The organism is Streptomyces sp. NPDC048185 (assembly GCF_043202495.1).
GTDB lineage: Bacteria > Actinomycetota > Actinomycetes > Streptomycetales > Streptomycetaceae > Streptomyces.
The window spans coordinates 19987-35945 of the sequence record NZ_JBIDAN010000015.1; the positions used below are offsets into that span (position 1 = coordinate 19987).

Here is a 15959-nt window from a genome sequence, read left to right on the forward strand (position 1 = left end):
TCCGGCTTTCCCGCTCGGAAGGAACTCCCCATGCCACCACGGATCCTGCGCTCCTCGGAGCGGACCCCCACGCCCTGGAAGAACGGCGGCGGCGTGACCTCGGAGGTCGCCGTCCACCCGCAGGGCGCGGGACCCGACGACTTCGCGTGGCGGGTCAGCGTCGCCGACGTCGCGCACAGCGGACCCTTCTCCACGTTCGACGGCGTCGACCGGATCATCACCGTCGTCGACGGACCCGGCATGGCACTGACCGTCGACGGCACCACGCATGTGGCGGACGCCCCGTACGAGCCCTTCGCCTTCCCCGGTGACGCCGTCGCGGAGTGCCGGCTGCTCGGCGGGCCGATCGTCGACCTCAACGTGATGGTCCGGCGGGCCGGCACGACGGCACGCGTCCGCATCGTGCGCTCGCACACCGCCGTACGTCCCGGCACCGGGAGCCACGTCCTCGCGATCGTCCTGGAGGGGACGGCCCTGCTGCACGGGGCGTCCGTCCGCCTCGGCCGTCTCGACGCCGCCCTGTTCTCCGGCGAGGACCGCGACACCGTCGGCGTCGACGGGGTCCTCGCGGTGGTCGATCTGGCCGGTCTCGCGGGTCCGCCCGATCACTGACCGGGTCGCCGGGAACGCCGCGGCCGCCGGGCCGCGGCTCTCGTCGCGTCTCACGGCCCGGCGGCCTGCTGGAGGCGGGCCGGCGCGGGCCCGCGGCGTGTCACGCCAGGGCGGTCACCATGCGGTGGACCAGGCGGGCGCCGGCCCGGGCCGTGCGCCGGTCCACGTCGAACTCCGGGTTGAGCTCGGCGATGTCGCAGACCGCGAGCCTGCCGCTGGCCGCCACCCGGGCGCAGACCCGCTCGACGACCTCCATGGGCACGCCGTACGCGGCGGGAGCGCTGACGCCCGGCGCGACGGCGGCGGGCAGCACGTCGAGGTCGATGCTCAGGTGCACCACGTCGCAGCTCGCGAGGAACTCGTCGACGAACCTCTCGGTGCGCTCCAGGCCGAGCAGACCGCACTCGGTGTCCGGCAGATGACGGACACCGAGCGACTCCGCGGTGCGGAACAGCCGCTCCGTGTTGCTCGGCTGACTCACGCCCAGCACCCAGTAGTTGAACTGCCGGCCCTGACGCGCCTCGCTCCGCGCCATCTGCAGGAAGGGCGTGCCGGAGCTGGGCCGGACGTCGTCGCGCAGGTCGAAGTGCGCGTCGAGGTTCAGCACCCCGAGCCGGGCGCCCTCGCGCACGGCCCGCGTCCGGGTCAGCCCCAGGTAGCTGCCGTACGCGACCTCGTGGCCGCCGCCCAGCACCATCACCGGGTGGCCGCGCTCGACCAGCGCGGCGACCGCACCGCCCAGACGCTGCTGCCCGGTCTCCAGGGCGTCCCCGCCGTCCCCGCAGACCTCGACGTCGCCCGCGTCGAGCGCCCGCAGCGGCCTCGGCAGCGCCATCGACGCGAGGGCGCTGCGCAGGGCGTCCGGGCCGCTCGCGGCACCCTGCCGGCCCTTGTTGCGGCGCACCCCCTCGTCGCTGCGGAAGCCGACGAGGGCGACGTCCCCCGGGACCGCCTGTGCCGGGTCGAGGCGGACGGCGTGGTGCCAGCGCAGGTTGTCGGCGCCCGGGCCGTCGTCCCGTCCGGTCCACGGCGGGGCCGGGACGTCCGTGCGGACGCCCGGGGTCTCCGGTTCCGTGGTCACGGCACTCACGCCGCACCGCCCTCGGTCTCCGTCATCGGGATGCGCACGCCGCGCTCCTTCGCCACCGTGGTGGCGTGCTCGTAACCGGCGTCCACGTGCCGGATGACGCCCATGCCCGGGTCGTTGGTCAGGACGCGGGCGAGCTTCCGCGCCGCGAGTTCGGTGCCGTCGGCGATGCACACCTGGCCGGCGTGGATGGAGCGGCCCATGCCGACGCCGCCGCCGTGGTGGATGGAGACCCAGGAGGCCCCGGAGGAGGTGTTCACGAGGGCGTTGAGCAGCGGCCAGTCGGCGATGGCGTCGGAGCCGTCGAGCATCGACTCGGTCTCGCGGTAGGGCGAGGCCACGGAGCCGGAGTCGAGGTGGTCGCGGCCGATGGCGACGGGCGCGGACAGCTCCCCGGAGGCGACCATCTCGTTGAAGCGCAGCCCGGCGCGGTGCCGCTCGCCGTATCCCAGCCAGCAGATGCGGGCGGGCAGCCCCTCGAACGCCACGCGCTCGCCCGCCATCCTCAGCCAGCGGTGCAGGTGCTCGTTCTCCGGGAAGAGCTCCATGATGGCCTTGTCGGTGGCCTCGATGTCCTTGGGGTCACCGGAGAGGGCGGCCCAGCGGAACGGGCCCAGGCCCTCCTCGAACAGCGGCCGGATGTGGGCCGGCACGAAGCCGGGGAAGTCGAACGCCCGCCGGTAGCCGGCCTTGCGGGCCTCGTCGCGGATGGAGTTGCCGTAGTCGAAGACCTCGGCGCCGGCGTCGAGGAAGCCGACCATGGCCTCGACGTGCCGGGCCATGGACGCGCGGGCGCGCTCGGTGAAGGCGGCGGGATCCTTGCGGGCCTGCTCGTGCCACTCCTCCAGGCGCACGCCGACCGGGAGGTAGGACAGCGGGTCGTGGGCGCTGGTCTGGTCGGTGACGATGTCGATGGGCGCGCCCCGCTCCAGCAGTTCGGGGAAGACCTCGGCGGCGTTGCCGGTCAGGCCGATGGAGAGCGGCTTGCGCCGGTCACGGGCCTCGACGGCGAGGCGCAGGGCGTGCTCCAGGTCGTCGGCGGCCACGTCGAGGTAGCGGTGGGCGATCCGGCGCTCGATGCGGGAGGGGTCGCAGTCGACGCAGATCGCCACGCCGTCGTTCATGGTGACGGCGAGCGGCTGGGCGCCGCCCATGCCGCCGAGGCCGGCGGTGAGGGTGATGGTGCCGGCCAGGCTGCCGCCGAACTTCTTGCGGGCCACGGCGCCGAAGGTCTCGTACGTGCCCTGCAGGATGCCCTGGCTGCCGATGTAGATCCACGAACCGGCCGTCATCTGGCCGTACATGGTGAGCCCCCGGGCCTCCAGCGACCGGAACTCCTCCCAGTTGGCCCAGTCGCCGACCAGGTTGGAGTTGGCCAGCAGCACGCGCGGCGCCCACTCGCTGGTGCGCATCACGCCGACGGGCTTGCCGGACTGCACCAGCAGCGTCTCGTCGTCCTTCAGCGTCTTCAGCGTGCGGACGATGGCGTCGTAGGCCTCCCGGTTGCGGGCGGCCTTCCCGGTGCCGCCGTAGACGACGAGGTCCTCGGGGTGCTCGGCGACCTCCGGGTCGAGGTTGTTCATGAGCATCCGCAGGGCGCCTTCCTGCTGCCAGCCGAGGCAGTTCAGTTCGGTGCCGCGCGGGGCGCGGACGGTGCCCGGCGCCGCCGGGGAAACGCTGGTCATGGGGACTCCTCACAGAAGGATCGAGCCGTTGTTCCGCCATGACACGGCAGCGGCCTGCACGGGACCAGCGGCGTCCCGGGGGATTCTCGGATCCGAGACCCTTCCCGGCCGCCGACGGCACCGGCGCCCTCGCGGGCGGACCCTCGCTTAGGATTCCAGGCGGGTACGAGGCAGCCGGTGCGGCGGAGGACGAGGACGGTGGGCGGCTTGGTCGTGGATCCAGCGGAGCTCGGCCGGTGGTACGAGCGGCACACGGCCGGTTCCGCCCCCGCGTACCGGCGCGTCAAGGACCTCGTCGCCGAGCGGATCGCCGCCGGCCACTGGCGCGAGGACGACGCGCTGCCGTCGGAGAGCCAGTTCGTGGAGGCGCTGGGCCTGTCCCGGATGACGGTCAACCGCGCCCTGCGCGAGCTGGCCGCCGAGGGCCTCATCCGGCGGGTCATGGGGGTGGGCAGCTTCGTCGCCCCGAGGAAGGCCAGCTCCGCCCTGCTCGAGGTGCACAACATCGCCGACGAGGTGCGTCACCGCGGTCACCGCTACGAGGCCCGGGTGCTGTCCGTGCGCGAGGAGCGGGCCGACGCGAAGACCGGCGCGCACCTCGGTCTCGGCGAGGGGGAGCCCGTCTTCCGCTCGCAGGTGGTCCACTACGAGGAGGGGGTGGCGATCCAGCTCGAGGACCGCTGCGTCGTCCCCGCCTTCGCGCCCGGTTACCTGGAGCAGGACTTCACCCGGCAGACGCCGTTCGCCTTCCTGTCCAAGGTCGCGCCGCTGGGCAAGGGCGAGCACATCGTGGAGGCGGTGCTGGCGTCGCCCGAGGAGTGCGCGATCCTCGGTGTCGCGCCGTCCGAGCCCTGCCTGCTGATCCAGCGCCGCACCTGGTCACGGGACGCGCTCGTCAGCATCGCGCGGCTGCTGCACCCCGGTTCGCGCTACCGCCTCGAGGGCGCGTTCGCGACGCACTGACGCTCACGCGGCGGCCGGTCCCGCCGCCGTGGCCGGCGCATGGCCCGAGACGGCCGCGGTGAGTCGTGCGGCACCCTGCCGCAGGACGTCCCGCACCCGGGCCGCGTCGTGCCGGCAGTGGTGGCGGCGCCAGGTGGTGCTGATCGCCGCGACGGGCCGCCCGTTGTGGTCGAACGCCGCCACCCCCATCGAGCAGAACCCCCGGGTGACCAGTTCCACCTCCTGGGACCAGCCGCGCTCCCGCTCCCGGGCCAGCTCGCCGGCCAGCTCCGGCAGCGTCCGCGGCCCCCTGCCCGTACGGGAGGTCAGATCGCCGGGCCGGGGAAACAGCGCCCGCAGCTGCGCCTCGGAGGTGTGGGCGAGGATGGCGCGGCCGTTGGCCGTGAGATGGGCCGGCAGGCGTACGCCGATGTCGGTGACGAGGGCGATGTCGATGTCGCCGGTCCGGCCCGCGGGCGGCCGCTCCTTGAGCAGGTAGACCGTCTCCGCGCCGTGCAGGACCCCCAGGTGCACCGTCTGGCCCAGGCGGCCCGCGAGCGTGTGCAGCAGGGGGCGGGCGAGCCGCTCCAGGGGCTCGTGCCGCAGGTAGGCGGAGCCCACCTCGAAGGAGGTGACGCCCAGCCCGTACGCCTGCTCCGCCGGCACGTAGGTGACGAAGCCGCGGTCGGCCAGGACCTTGAGGATGTGGTACGCCGACGACCGCGGAACTCCCAGGTCACGGGCGAGGGTTGCGGCCTGGACCAGCCCGGGGCGCCCGGCGAGGTACACCAGCATGTCCAGCGCCCGGCCCACGGCCGGTGACGCGCTCGACGACGCGTTCGACGACGGCCGGGTGTCCGGCGCCTGCTCGCGTTCACTCATCGGACCACCTCTTGACGCTCCTGTATAGACAGGAATATACAGGCCGTCGTCCCCGCCGCCGGCCCGGACGACGGACCGGCGGGACCGACCCGGAGACCGCTCCGTCACACCTTCCGGCGCACACCCCGAAGAGGGAGACACTCGCTTGCGTACCGACACCGCCGGCCTGAGCCGCGGGCTCCGCTCCCGGCACATCCGCTTCATGGCCCTCGGCTCCGCCATCGGCACGGGGCTCTTCTACGGCTCGTCCGAGTCCATCCAGGCCGGTGGGCCCGCAGTGCTCCTGGCCTACCTGGTCGGCGGAGCGGCCGTCTTCCTCGTACTGCGGTCCCTCGGCGAGATGGCCGTGGCCTCACCGAGCGCCGGTTCCTTCGGCGAGTACGCGACCAGGCACCTCGGCCCGCTCGCCGGGTTCACCACGGGCTGGACGTACGCCTTCGAGATGGTCATCGTCTGCGTCGCGGACGTCACCGCGGTCGGCGTCTACATGGGCTTCTGGTTCCCCGGCGTGCCGCGCTGGATCTGGGTGCTGGCCGCCGTCCTCCTCATCGGCGCGCTCAACCTCGTCAGCGTCAAGGTCTTCGGCGAACTCGAGTTCTGGCTCTCCCTGGTGAAGATCGTCGCCATCGTCGCGATGATCCTCGTCGGCATCGCCGTGATCGCCTTCGGCCTCGGCAACGGCGAGGGCCACGTCGGCCTGTCGAACCTGTGGAGCCACGGCGGCTTCTTCGCGGGCGGCGCCGACGGCTTCGTGATGTCGTTCGCCGTCGTCATGTTCGCGTTCGGCGGCACGGAGATCATCGGCGTCACGGCGGGAGAGGCCGAGTCCCCGGAGAAGACCATCCCGAGCGCGGTCAACTCCATCCCGCTGCGCATCATCCTCTTCTACGTCCTGACCCTCGCGGTGATCATGTCGATCACCCCCTGGCAGGACATCGACGCGTCGGGCAGCCCCTTCGTCGAGATCTTCGCCGGCGTCGGGCTGAAGTCCGCGGCCGCCGTCCTCAACCTCGTCGTCCTCACCGCCGCCCTGTCGGCGATCAACAGCGACATCTTCGCCGCGGGCCGCACGATGTTCGGCCTCGCGGAGCGGCGCCAGGGCCCCGCGGTCATGCTGCGGGTCACCCGCAACGGCGTGCCGTGGGTGACCACCCTGGTCATGATCGGGGCCCTGCTGCTCGGCGTGCTGATGAACGTCCTCATGCCCGGCAGGATCTTCCTGATCATCTCCTCGATCGCGACGTTCGCCACCGTCTGGGTCTGGCTGATGATCCTGCTGACCCACGTCAGGGCGCGCAGGACGATGACCGCCGAGGAGCGGGCGTCGCTGAGGTTCCCCGTGCCCTTCTGGCCCTACGGCCAGATCGCCGCCATCGTCTTCATGGCCGCGGTCATGGTGCTGCTCGCCTTCGACTCGAGCACCCGGATCGCCCTGGTCGTCGGCGCGGTGTGGCTGGCGCTCCTCGGAGGCGTCCACGCCCTGTGGGTCCGGCCGCGGCGTACCGGCCCGGGGCCGGTCTCCGCCACGGAGCGGACGGCCGGCGCGCTCCGGGAGGGTGACCCGGAGGGCCTGGAGGAACAGGCGTGACCACCGCGGTGACCCCGCGGAAGGCCCGGCGGCCGTCCCGGGCGCCGGGCGTTCACCTTGCCGGTGCCGCCGTCGGCCCCGCCACGACGTCCGGCCGGCTCGCCGCGGGCCACGTCGCGGGCGGGCGGAGCGTCCGCGGCCGATGAACGCGCGGACCGCATGCGCTCGCTACACATCCGTGACCCGGAACTGTGGCCTCCATCACAGTCAGGTGTGATCTTGCCTGGTGAGATCACCGAATGCTCGGTTCTCTCATCCGTCTCCTGCCCTTCTGGGTCCGGGAGCCCCTGCTCATCGCGGTCGGATCCGTTTTCGGCGTGCGCATCATGTACCTCGCCGTCGAGGAGCGCGACTGGGTGCCGGCCGGGATCGGCACGGTGTTCCTGGTGGGCACCGCGATACGCGTCCACATGGTCGTCAAGGCCGTGCGCGCCCGCCGGAATCCGAGCCCGGCGCCCGCCGCGGACGAGGCGGCGGCCCACGCTGATGCGCAGCCGCAGCCGCAGCCGCAGCCGCAGCCGCAGCCGCAGGTTCAGGCCGCGGCGGGGCAGCCTCCCGCCCCGGCCGCTCCGGAGAAGGAACCCAACGCGTGGGGCCAGGCCGTCGCGGCCGTGGCCGTGTTCGCGGCGCTCGGGGCCGCGCTCTGGCTCGGCCCGGAACTGCTGCCCTCCGACGACGGCAGCACGCCGCAGGCCGCCTCGTGCTCGAGCGGGGAGGACGAGGAACTGCCGAGCGCCTACGCGAAGACGCCCCACCCCGTGACCGGCGACGAACTGTGCAAGGCACTCAACCGGACCGACCTGGCCCAGCTCCTCGGCACGCCCGCGGAGACCGCGACCGTGGCATCCGGCACGAGCAACACCGCCCCCCTGACCGGCGGGAACGTCGCCCAGCCGGAGGCCGAGGTCCAGTTCGACACGTACACCGTGAACGTGTCGGCCACGTACAACGAGCTGTCGATCGCGCAGTACGTGAAGCTGATGAAGTTCGGTGGGGAGACGGACGTCAGGACGCTCTCGGTCCTCGGCCGGCCCGCGGTCCTCTCCTCGGACCACACCATGAAGATCGAGATCAATCTCGGGGGCGGCTCCTCCGGCGGCCCGGTCGAGGAGGGCCCCCTGGCCAGGACGCTGACCGTGGCCTTCGACGGGAAGGACCGGGGCGGCTACTACGACATCACCGTGTGGAGCGCCTCCGGCGCCCTGCCGGACGACAGCGCCCTCCTCGGCATCGCCGAGAAGGTCCTGCCGACGATCCCCGGACGGTCCGTGTGACGAGGAGCCCGGAGGCCGGCGGCGACGACGCGTGACGGAGAGCGCGCGTCGCCCCCCCGGCGCCGGGCTGCTCCCGAAGCGGAACCACGGGGCGGCCCGACCGGAGCCCCGGTCTCCGGGACGACCGGTGCGGCGGGCGGCGGGCCGCCACCCGCTTCGCTCATCGCGGCCGGCTCGTCCCGGCCTCCGGCAACGGCGGCTCCGCCGGCAGGGCTTCCCGGTGCCGGCGGGGGGACACCGGCCGCACCTGATAGCAGAAGGGCCGTCATCCGGTGGGCCGTGCCCGGAAGAATGACCCGATTTCCTCCGCAACGGAGCTATCCGGCCAACCTCCCGCCGTTTCCCACACCCGGACAACCGAGCCCCCGGCCCGCCCCTCTCACAGCGCGGGCACAGCAACCGCCCCTCGCACGGCCGGCTCTGCGGCTGTCCTCGCCGACACACCGTGCCGCCCGCCGTCTGTCTCCTTCTCACAGCACCCGGAGGACGAGGGAACGATGACCAGAACGCGCACCACCCGGCTGCGGCGTCCGCTGCTCGCGGGCACCACGGCCGTCGCCGCCCTGGCCGTGACGGCCGGGCTCGTCGCCGCCACGTCGGAGCCGGCGAAGGCCGCGACCGGGCCCAAGCTCAGCCTGATCGCCGCGACCGGCTCGCTCACGCTCACCTCCTGGAAGGAGGACCCGGGCGTCTACCTCGACCTCGGCACCTACCTCACCGCCGAGGGCACGCCGCTGGAGCTGAAGGTGACCCGGAAGTCCTACAAGGACCCGGTGACCGTCACGCAGACCGTGTACGAGGGCGGCAAGGCCAGGACCAGGACCCTGCCCAAGGGCACGGTGAAGGACTTCTCGGGCCTGCCCGGCTTCGCGGAGATCACGGTCACCGACAAGGCGGGCAAGAAGGTCCTCGGCCGGACCGAGGACTTCTGCCCGAACAACGCCAGCGGACGGGTGCGCCCCGACGCGCCCGCCACCTCCAGGTATCCGGAGAGCTGCCCCACCAACCCGTTCACCCTCGGTTCGGTGTGGGGCGTCGAGAAGGGCTGGGCCGCCAACACCTACGGGGGTTCGTACAGCAACCCGGTCAAGCTGGCGGCCGGTACGTACACCGCCAAGGTCGGGGTCGCCAAGAAGTACCGCGACCTCTTCGGCATCGCCGACAAGCCGGCCACGGTGAAGGTCACCGTGGAGGAACGGAGCTATGAGGACGAGGAGGGCGTCGCCGTGCCGGCGACCCGTTCCGCGTGGTCCGCGGGGGCCGGCGAGCACGCCGGGCACGACGCCGGCCACCAGGCGCCGTCCGGGCACGCGGGCCACGGCCCGGGACACGCCCCGACCCCCGCCCAGGCCGCCGCGCCGGTGACGAGCGGCGCGGGCCCCTCGTACAACGTGGGCCACGGACCGCTGAAGGCGGCGCCCCCGGCCCTGCCCTGGGCGGTGAAGAAGGAGCAGGCCGCACGCTCCCTGCGGACCGGCGACACGGCCGGGCAGACCGACGGCTCGCGCAGGGCGCCCGCGCTGAAGCCGCTGTCGAAGCGCCCCGCCGGCGAGGCCTCCGTCCCGGACGTCCCCAAGCCCGACCTGCGCTCGCTGCCGGCCTACGGGATCGTCATCAGCGACGGTGAGGAGGACGTCCCCGGCAAGGACTACCTGGCCTTCAGCGCGAACGTGTGGAACGCCGGCCCGGCGCAGCTGGTGGTGGACGGCTTCCGTTCGCCCGGCAAGGCCAAGATGGACGCCTACCAGTACTTCTACGACGCCAAGGGCAAGCAGGTCGGCTACACCCCGACCGGCACCATGGAATGGGACCCGCGCCCGGGCCATGTGCACTGGCACTTCACCGACTTCGCCAGCTACCGGCTGCTGAAGGCCGACAAGAAGGAAGCCGTGCGCAGCGGCAAGGAGGCCTTCTGCCTGGCCAACACCGACGCGATCGACTACACGGTGAAGAACGCCAACTGGCACCCGTACAACACCGACCTGTCGACCGCCTGCGGCCAGGAGAACTCGATCTCCGTCCGTGAGGTGCTGGACGTCGGCTCCGGGGACACGTACACCCAGGACCTGCCGGGCCAGTCCTTCGACATCACCCAGGTGCCCAACGGCATCTACTACATCCAGGTGCTGGCCAACCCGGAGAAGCGACTGAAGGAGACCAGCCTCGACAACAACAGCGCACTGCGCAAGATCGTGCTGGGCGGCAAGCCGGGCAAGCGGACGGTGACCGTGCCGGCGCACGACCTGGTGAACGCGAACTGACCGGACGCCAGACGGAGCACCGACACGGTGCACAGGGCCGGCGGCCGCTCTCGGCGGCCGCCGGCCCGAGACACCGGACGCGCCCTACCGGCGGTACCCCAGGACCGTCATCATCCCGCTCTCCGAGTGGTACTGGTTGTGGCAGTGCAGCATCCACAGCCCCGGGTTGTCGGCGTCGAAGTCGAGCACCAGCTTGCGGTGCGGGAGGACCACCGCGGTGTCCTTGCGCGCGCCCAGCCCGTCCAGTCCGGCGATGGCGAAGGTGTGCCCGTGCAGGTGCATCGGATGCCACATGTCCGTGGCGTTGACGAGGGTGAGCCGTACCCGTTCCCCGGCGCGCACCGCGCGGCGCTGCTCCACGGAGTAGGCCTCGTGGTCGAAGCCCCAGTCGTACCTCTCCATGCCGCCGGTGATCCGGATGCGCATCTCGCGGTCGGGTTCGCGATCGTCCAGGGCCACGGAGTCGTCGGGGACGAGACGGCGCGCGGGGACGGTCCTGCCGTCGAGCTCGTCCGGGCGGACGTCCGCGGGCGGGAGATTTCTGTTCCCCTTGCCGGTGCGCAGGACGGCGAGGGCGCTTCCCTCCTTCCCCTCGGGGAGCGCGACCAGGGGGAAGACGCCGTCGCGGGCGGTGATCAGGACGTCGTACCGCTCCGCCATACCGACGAGCAGGGCATCGGTGCGCGTGTGCTTCACCGGATAGCCGTCGGTGTGGGTGACCGTCATCTCGTGGCCGCCCAGCGCGACCCGGAACGCCGTCTCGGCACCGGCGTTGATGATGCGCAGCCGGACGCGGTCGCCGGGACGGCACCGGAACACCTCGGGACGACCGGGCAGGCGCCCGTTGACCAGGTGGTACGGGTGGGCGACGCTGCCGCCCCCGCCGTGCAGCATGCGGCTGTAGGACGTGCGCAGCACCCGGGAGGGACCCGCCGGTCTTACGGCCGGCGAGGGCAGCGCCGTCGCCGGCCGGGCGGGGCTCCCGCCGCGGCCCGGCCCCATGGCCATGTGCCCCCCGTCCGCCGCGGCACCGGGCCTGAGCTGGTCCAGGACCTCCTCGGGGGTGGAACCCTCAACGCCGTCGACCCAGTCGTCCAGGACGACGATCCACTCCTTGTCGTAGGACAGCGGTTCGCGCGGGTCGTCGACGACGAGCGGCGCGTACAGGGCCCGGTCGGCCTGCACGCCGACGTGGGAGTGGAGGAGATACGTTCCCGGCTGTCCGGCGGTGAAGCGGTAGCGGAAATCGGACCCGGGACGGATCGGCGCCTGGGTGAGATCCGGAACGCCGTCCATGTCGCAGCGCAGCCGCACCCCGTGGCAGTGCAGGGTGGTGCCGGCCGGCAGCCGGTTGGCGAGCGTCATGTCGAGCACGTCGCCGGCGGTGACACGGACCAGGGGGCCCGGCAGCGCCTCGTCGTACGCCCAGCTCGGCACCGACCGACCGCCGAGGTCCAGGGTCGTCTCGGCGGCGGTGAGCCGGTACGTGCGCACCGGACCGGCCCCGCGTCTCCGCTCGGCCGCGAGGACTTCCGGGTCGGAGGGATTGACGTAACCCGGGGGCCCGGCCGGAACGAAGGCCGTCCCGACGGCCGCTCCCCGAGGACCGGGGCTCGGTCCGGAGCCGGAGCCCGTGCAGGCTGCCAGGACACCCGCACCGGCAGCGGCGAACGGGGCGCGGAGCAGGGTACGCCGAGAAGGTGTGAACATGTCTGAATGAGACACGCCGGATGATCGAACAGCCCGTCGATGCGGCCGAATGCCTGATCCGGCGGTGGTGGATTCCACCGTCAGGCGGAGGGCCACGGACGACGTGCCCGCCTCCTCCGCGGGTCGGCGCGCCGCGCTCGGCCGGCCGCCGGGGCCGGGCGCGGGCCGTCGGCTGTTTCCGGTGCCGGCCGCCCGCCGGGCAGCCACGGGGCCTTGGTAGCCTCTCAGGGCCAGTCGAGCCACATCCGAGGCCAGGGAATCCGGTGCGAATCCGGAACTGACGCGCAGCGGTGAGGGGGACGGGCGGGGCACGAAGCCACTGGGAGACCGGGAAGGCGCCCCGACCGGACGAACCCGAGTCCGAAGACCTGCTGGCACCTCCGCACCCCGGCGCGGAGGGACGTCCGCAGGCCAGGCTCCGCGTACGAGCCCCGACCCCGAAGGCATGCCCGTGCTCCGCACCTCCCTCCTGCTCCGCGCTCCGGCCGTTCTCCGTGCTCCGGCGCTTCTCCTCTCGTCCGCCCTGCTGCTCACCGCCTGCGGTTCCTCCGGCGAGGGCGACGCGAAGTCGCACCAGACCCCCGGCGCCGGCTTCCCCGTCACCCTGGACAACTGCGGTCACGAGGTCACCCTGACGTCGGCCCCGAAGCGCGCCGTCTCCCTCGACCAGGGCACCACCGAGATCCTGCTCGCGCTCGGCCTCGCCGACCGCATGGCCGGAACGGCCACCTGGACCGACCCGGTCATGAAGGGCCTGGAGAAGGCGAACGCGACCGTGCCCCGGCTCGCCGACGACAACCCGTCCTTCGAGAAGGTCCTGGACGCCGAACCCGACTTCGTCACCGCCTCGTTCGTCTCCACCCTCGGCACGGGCGGGGTCGCCACCCGCGACCGGTTCGAGAAGCTGGGTGTGCCGGCCTACGTCTCCCCGTCCGACTGCTCGGCGGGCAAGGACAACGGCAGCGGGGGCGACGGATCGCGCAGCGAGCCGCTCACTCTCGACGTCGTCCACGGAGAGATACGCGACCTGGCCCGCGCGTTCGGCGTCCGCGAGCGCGGCGAGGAGCTCGTCGCCGACCTGCGCAGGAGGGTGAGCACAGCGACCGCGGGACTGCACGCCTCGGACGTCTCCCTCATGTACTGGTTCGCCAACTCCCAGTCGCCCTACCTGGCCGGCTGCTGCGGCGCGCCGGGCGCCATCACCCGCGCGGTCGGCGCGCGGAACGCCTTCGCCGACACCCATGACGAATGGCCCCAGATCAACTGGGAGACCGTCGCCGACCGCGACCCCGACGTCATGGTGATCGGCGACCTGACCCGCAAGCAGCAGACCGCCGAGACCGCCGAGGCGAAGATCGAGTTCCTGGAGAGCAACCCCGCCACACGCAACCTCACCGCGGTGAGGAAGAAGCGGTACGTCCTGCTCAGCGGGCAGGCGATGAACCCGTCCATCCGGACGGTCGAGGGGATCGAGAAGGTCGCGGCCGGGCTGCGCGACTTCGGGCTCGCCGAGTGAGCGCCCGTACCCTGCTGCAGACGGGCGGTGGCCTGGCGGCGCTGCTCGCGTCGATCGCCGCGGCCGTGACGATCGGGCCGGCCGACATCTCCGCCGGCGACGTGTGGGCCGCCGCCGCGGCCCACCTCGGACTCGGCGAAAGCACGCTGGCGCCGCTGCGGGACTCGATCGTGTGGAACCTGCGGATGCCGCGCACCCTCCTCGCCGCCGTGTGCGGGGCCGGACTCGCGGTGTGCGGGGCGGTCATGCAGTCGCTGCTGCGCAACCCGCTCGCCGACCCCTTCGTCCTCGGGGTCTCCTCCGGCGCGTCCACGGGAGCGGTCGCCGTGGTCGTGCTGGGAGTGGGCGGGGGAGCGGTGTCCCTGTCCGCGGGCGCCTTCCTCGGCGCCCTGATCTCCTTCGCCCTGGTGCTGCTGCTCAGCCACATCCTCGGCGGCACCAGCGACCGGGTCGTGCTGTCCGGCGTGGCGGCCATGCAGTTGTTCTCCGCGCTCACCTCGTTCGTCGTCCTCACCTCCGCGGACGCCGAGACCACCCGAGGCGTGCTGTTCTGGCTGCTCGGCTCGCTCACCGGCGCCGACTGGGGACAGGTACTGCTCTGCGCCACCGTCCTGGCCGTGGTCCTGGCCGTCTGCCTCGGGTACGCACGCACGCTCGACGCGTTCGCCTTCGGCGACGAGGCAGCCGCCGGGCTCGGGGTCCGCGTCACCCGCGTCCGCCCGGTCCTCCTCACCTCGACCGCGCTCCTCACCGCCGCTCTGGTGAGCTGCGCGGGCGCGATCGGCTTCGTCGGCCTGGTCCTCCCGCACGCCACCCGCGCCCTCACCGGCTCCGGGCACGCCCGCCTGCTGCCGGTCACGGTGCTGACCGGAGCGGTCTTCCTGGTCTGGGTGGACACCCTCGCCCGCACCGTCCTCGACCCTCAGGAGATCCCGGTGGGCGTCGTGACGTCCCTCATCGGCGTCCCGGCGTTCGTGGCCGTCCTCTACCGCGGACGGGGGCGAGCATGACCGGCCTGCACGCGGACCGCGTCGGACGCCGCATCGGCGACAAGGTCGTCGTCGACGACGTCACCCTCACCCTGCGCCCCGGCGAGACCGTCGGCCTGCTCGGCCCCAACGGCTGCGGAAAGACGACCCTGTTGAGGCTTCTGGCCGGCATCCTGGCCCCCACCGGCGGAGTCGTGACCCTGGACGGGCGCCCGCTGACCGAGGCCGGCCGCCGCGCCACCGCCCGCCGGATCGCCACCGTCGAGCAGCACGCCCAGACCGGGACCGAACTGACCGTCCGGGACGTCGTCGCCCTCGGCCGCATCCCGCACCGCCGCCCCTGGACCCCGCCGACGAAGGCCGACGCGCGAGCCGTCGCACAGGCCCTGCAGCGCGCCGGACTGACCGACCGGGCCGGGCAGTCCTGGCACACCCTCTCCGGCGGCGAACGCCAACGCGCCCAGATCGCCCGCGCGCTCGCCCAGGACCCGCGCGAACTCCTCCTCGACGAACCCACCAACCACCTCGACATCCAGCACCAGCTCGAGCTCATGGAACTGATCGCGAGCCTGCCCGTCACCACAGTGATCGCCCTGCACGACCTCAACCTCGCCGCGATGTACTGCGACCGTGTCCTCGTCCTGCGCGACGGCCGCGCGGTCACCGAGGGCACCCCGGCCGAGGTCCTCACCCCTGCCCTCATCGAGCACGTCTACGGCGTCCACGCCGAGGTCACCCACGATGCCGGGCACCCCGTGATCCGCTTCCGGCGCCCGGCCGCCCGGGACGCATCCCGTTCGAAAGGGAGTGTGACGAGCGATGCCTCGACGGCGCCCTGAAGCAGCCGGCACCGACCGCGCCTGGACCGCACCGGCACCGTGCCGCGTCGTCGTCTGCCGGGACTGCTGCTGCGGTACTCCGAAGGTCACCGGTACGGATCACGACCGGCAACTCGCACGCCTGGCCGAGGAGGTGCCCGTCCGTGTCTCCGACTGCCTCGACGTGTGCGAGCACGCCAATGTGATCGTCGTCCAGCCCTCCGCCGCGGCCCGGGCCGCGGGGGCCCGCCCGGTCTGGCTCGGCCTCGTCAACGACTCCGAGGCCACGGAGGACATCGCCGCCTGGGTCCGGGCCGGCGGTCCCGGCGTCGCGCCCTGTCCGGACATCCTCGACCTGTACGTCTTCACGCCACCCCGCGGGGCGCGACGCGGGTGAGGGCCGGCCCGGGCGACACCGCCGGCAGGAGGAGGCCGCACCCGGACGCCGGGCCGTGCGCGAGGCGCACGACGGGGCGGTGCACGTTTCGCGGGTGCGTCCGCACCTCCGGAGGACCGGGTTTGTCGCCGACCGGAGGAGTGGGCGGCCGGCCGGCTGCCGACACTGACCCCGGACGACGACGCGCAGGGGCGAAGG

Annotated in this window: 13 protein-coding genes and 1 riboswitch; of the genes, 9 read left to right on the forward strand and 4 right to left on the reverse strand. The window is 73.0% G+C overall.

The window, feature by feature from the left end; translation table 11 throughout:
• The first annotated feature begins 30 nt into the window (after positions 1–30).
• Positions 31–612: a HutD family protein gene (locus ACGF3H_RS32275; protein WP_362494871.1), complete on the forward strand. Its 582-nt coding sequence runs from the start codon at positions 31–33 to the stop codon at positions 610–612.
• Positions 613–712: 100 nt separating this feature from the next.
• On the opposite strand, the gene hutG is transcribed toward ACGF3H_RS32275, so the two are convergent.
• On the reverse strand, positions 713–1702 hold the full coding sequence (gene hutG, locus ACGF3H_RS32280) for a formimidoylglutamase (protein WP_362494869.1): 990 nt from the start codon (positions 1700–1702) through the stop codon (positions 713–715).
• Positions 1699–3384, reverse strand: coding sequence for a urocanate hydratase (gene hutU, locus ACGF3H_RS32285; RefSeq protein ID WP_362494867.1), 1686 nt, complete (start codon positions 3382–3384; stop codon positions 1699–1701). Before hutU ends, hutG begins: the two co-directional genes overlap by 4 nt.
• A 213-nt stretch (positions 3385–3597) precedes the next feature.
• Here hutU and hutC point away from each other — a divergent pair, with 213 nt between their 5' ends.
• Complete coding sequence (gene hutC, locus ACGF3H_RS32290) at positions 3598–4347, forward strand: histidine utilization repressor (RefSeq protein WP_362494864.1); 750 nt, start codon at positions 3598–3600, stop codon at positions 4345–4347.
• A gap of 3 nt (positions 4348–4350) precedes the next feature.
• Here hutC and ACGF3H_RS32295 read toward each other — a convergent pair whose 3' ends face one another.
• Complete coding sequence (locus ACGF3H_RS32295; RefSeq protein ID WP_362494862.1) at positions 4351–5208, reverse strand: IclR family transcriptional regulator; 858 nt, start codon at positions 5206–5208, stop codon at positions 4351–4353.
• 145 nt (positions 5209–5353) lie between these two features.
• On the opposite strand from ACGF3H_RS32295, the gene ACGF3H_RS32300 reads away from it, so the two are divergent.
• The 3 genes from ACGF3H_RS32300 to ACGF3H_RS32310 all read left to right on the forward strand — a co-directional run bounded on the left by ACGF3H_RS32300 (position 5354) and on the right by ACGF3H_RS32310 (position 10331).
• Entirely contained in the window at positions 5354–6796 is a 1443-nt protein-coding gene (locus ACGF3H_RS32300) for an amino acid permease (protein ID WP_362494858.1), read from the forward strand.
• Positions 6797–7035: 239 nt separating this feature from the next.
• A complete protein-coding gene (locus ACGF3H_RS32305) occupies positions 7036–8070 on the forward strand; it encodes a DUF6215 domain-containing protein (protein WP_393816568.1) in 1035 nt (344 codons plus the stop codon).
• A gap of 497 nt (positions 8071–8567) precedes the next feature.
• Positions 8568–10331: a lysyl oxidase family protein gene (locus ACGF3H_RS32310; RefSeq protein WP_362494854.1), complete on the forward strand. Its 1764-nt coding sequence runs from the start codon at positions 8568–8570 to the stop codon at positions 10329–10331.
• 84 nt (positions 10332–10415) lie between these two features.
• Here ACGF3H_RS32310 and ACGF3H_RS32315 read toward each other — a convergent pair whose 3' ends face one another.
• Positions 10416–12041, reverse strand: a complete 1626-nt coding sequence (locus ACGF3H_RS32315) for a multicopper oxidase family protein (protein WP_362494852.1) — start codon at positions 12039–12041, stop codon at positions 10416–10418.
• A gap of 214 nt (positions 12042–12255) precedes the next feature.
• Positions 12256–12432: riboswitch (cobalamin riboswitch) on the forward strand.
• A 54-nt stretch (positions 12433–12486) separates the two neighbouring features.
• Here ACGF3H_RS32315 and ACGF3H_RS32320 point away from each other — a divergent pair.
• From ACGF3H_RS32320 to ACGF3H_RS32335, 4 genes are read left to right on the forward strand one after another with little or no spacing between them, the layout of a single operon-like run.
• Positions 12487–13557, forward strand: coding sequence for an ABC transporter substrate-binding protein (locus ACGF3H_RS32320; RefSeq protein ID WP_362494849.1), 1071 nt, complete (start codon positions 12487–12489; stop codon positions 13555–13557).
• Entirely contained in the window at positions 13554–14567 is a 1014-nt protein-coding gene (locus ACGF3H_RS32325; RefSeq protein ID WP_362494847.1) for an iron chelate uptake ABC transporter family permease subunit, read from the forward strand. The genes ACGF3H_RS32320 and ACGF3H_RS32325 overlap by 4 nt, the downstream gene beginning before the upstream one ends.
• Positions 14564–15385, forward strand: coding sequence for an ABC transporter ATP-binding protein (locus tag ACGF3H_RS32330; protein ID WP_362494844.1), 822 nt, complete (start codon positions 14564–14566; stop codon positions 15383–15385). The genes ACGF3H_RS32325 and ACGF3H_RS32330 overlap by 4 nt, the downstream gene beginning before the upstream one ends.
• The gene (locus ACGF3H_RS32335) at positions 15366–15761 is read left to right on the forward strand and encodes a (2Fe-2S) ferredoxin domain-containing protein (protein ID WP_362494841.1); all 396 of its coding nucleotides are present in this window, start codon (positions 15366–15368) and stop codon (positions 15759–15761) included. Before ACGF3H_RS32330 ends, ACGF3H_RS32335 begins: the two co-directional genes overlap by 20 nt.
• The last annotated feature ends 198 nt before the right edge of the window (positions 15762–15959 follow it).

Excerpts from the sequence above, each read along its gene's own strand:
- ACGF3H_RS32330 (WP_362494844.1), top strand. The coding sequence starts at position 14,564 with ATGACCGGCCTGCACGCGGACCGCGTCGGACGCCGCATCGGCGACAAG.
- ACGF3H_RS32310 (WP_362494854.1), top strand. The coding sequence starts at position 8,568 with ATGACCAGAACGCGCACCACCCGGCTGCGGCGTCCGCTGCTCGCGGGC.
- ACGF3H_RS32275 (WP_362494871.1), top strand. The coding sequence starts at position 31 with ATGCCACCACGGATCCTGCGCTCCTCGGAGCGGACCCCCACGCCCTGG.
- ACGF3H_RS32295 (WP_362494862.1), bottom strand. The coding sequence starts at position 5,208 with ATGAGTGAACGCGAGCAGGCGCCGGACACCCGGCCGTCGTCGAACGCG.
- ACGF3H_RS32315 (WP_362494852.1), bottom strand. The coding sequence starts at position 12,041 with ATGTTCACACCTTCTCGGCGTACCCTGCTCCGCGCCCCGTTCGCCGCT.
- ACGF3H_RS32320 (WP_362494849.1), top strand. The coding sequence starts at position 12,487 with ATGCCCGTGCTCCGCACCTCCCTCCTGCTCCGCGCTCCGGCCGTTCTC.
- ACGF3H_RS32305 (WP_393816568.1), top strand. The coding sequence starts at position 7,036 with ATGCTCGGTTCTCTCATCCGTCTCCTGCCCTTCTGGGTCCGGGAGCCC.
- hutU (WP_362494867.1), bottom strand. The coding sequence starts at position 3,384 with ATGACCAGCGTTTCCCCGGCGGCGCCGGGCACCGTCCGCGCCCCGCGC.
- ACGF3H_RS32335 (WP_362494841.1), top strand. The coding sequence starts at position 15,366 with ATGCCTCGACGGCGCCCTGAAGCAGCCGGCACCGACCGCGCCTGGACC.